Source organism: Staphylococcus sp. TCBT05, from assembly GCF_055179755.1.
Window position 1 is genome coordinate 1 of record NZ_JBUQDQ010000019.1, and the last position, 1,371, is coordinate 1,371.

Annotated in this window: 1 protein-coding gene; it reads left to right on the forward strand. The window is 41.4% G+C overall.

Translation table 11 applies throughout. From position 1 onward, the window contains the following. Positions 1 to 155: 155 nt before the first annotated feature. Positions 156 to 1,371, forward strand: a 1,216-nt coding sequence (locus ACY191_RS06000; RefSeq protein ID WP_002329089.1) for an IS110 family RNA-guided transposase, incomplete at its 3' end; no start/stop codon positions are given.

Consider the following 1,371-nt stretch of genomic DNA (forward strand, 5'->3'; position numbering starts at 1 on the left):
CCTTGAGGACTACGAGTCCCTATCAAAAACCGAACTTCTTTACTGTCATTTTAGAATCAGGTTTACGTATGTTGGGGCCATGAGCCCGTGTATAGGAAATTGGAATCGAAATGAAGCAGTAAAGTTCTTTCAAAACTTAAAAAGGAGGAATACAAATGCCTTACATTCTTGCATTAGATGTTTCAATGGGACACAGCTACAGTGTCCTATACAAAGACGACACCTGCTTATTTGAAGACGAGATCGAACACACTCAAAGAGGATTTCATGCATTACTCGAAGAGATCCAGCACTTGCCTGAACGTCCATTGATTGTTTTTGAAGCAACGGGGATTTATTCCAGACCAGTCGAAAAGTTCTTTCAAGATCATCACTTTTCTTACTGTTTGTTAAACCCGTTAGAAGCGAAAAAACAGATGGAAGAAAGCACCTTACGCAGTTGGAAAACAGATAAATCGGATGCCCACCGGCTCGCACAGACTCATCTTAAAAATCAACGTCAGCCAAAAGAAGTACAAAGCAATTTTTACTTAGAGATGCGCGATTTAGCCCGTTTTTATCAAGAGATTGAGAAGAAAATCACTCGTCTGCGCATGGATTTACACAACTGCCTTCAGTTGACTTTTCCAGAGCTTGAACAGTTCTTTTCAAACAGGCTGACCCCTTACGCATTGACATTGATCCGTCTTTTTCCCCATCCAGATTTTGTATTGGCATCTACTCGGACAAAAATAAAAAATAAACTAATCAACGAAACACGGAAAAAAATCTCCGCGAATCGTGCCGAGCAAAAGGCAGATCAAATCATCCACTATGCACAGTGTGCCTACCCAGCTGTTGAAAAAGACAGTATCCACTGTCAAAAAACGATTTATTACGCCGAACTTCTCCAAGATTTACTCGAACAAAAAGAAGCACTGGCGACACAAATGATCAAAAAAGCCGAAGGCTCTCCTTGCTTTTTGTTGTACCAAACGTTCCCTGGGATCGGCGCACTCACAGCCGCTTTATTGCTCGGTGAATTAGGAGATATCACACGATTTAAAACCCATAAACAATTGAATGCCTTTGTCGGAATTGACATCCGACGGTATCAATCAGGTAAGTATACTGGCCAAGACCGCATCAATAAGCGTGGTAATCCCAAAGCACGGAAAATTATTTTCTTCACCATTCGAAATATGATTCGCCAGCAACGCGCAGCTCCTAATCATATTGTCGATTATTACTACAAATTAAAAAAGCAACCTATCCCTAAGAAAGATAAGGTTGCCACAGTTGCTTGTATGAACAAGCTTCTGAAATGTATGCACGCTATGGTTAGGGCACATACAGAGTACGACTATGCGTACGCGGTCTCAGTGGACCATT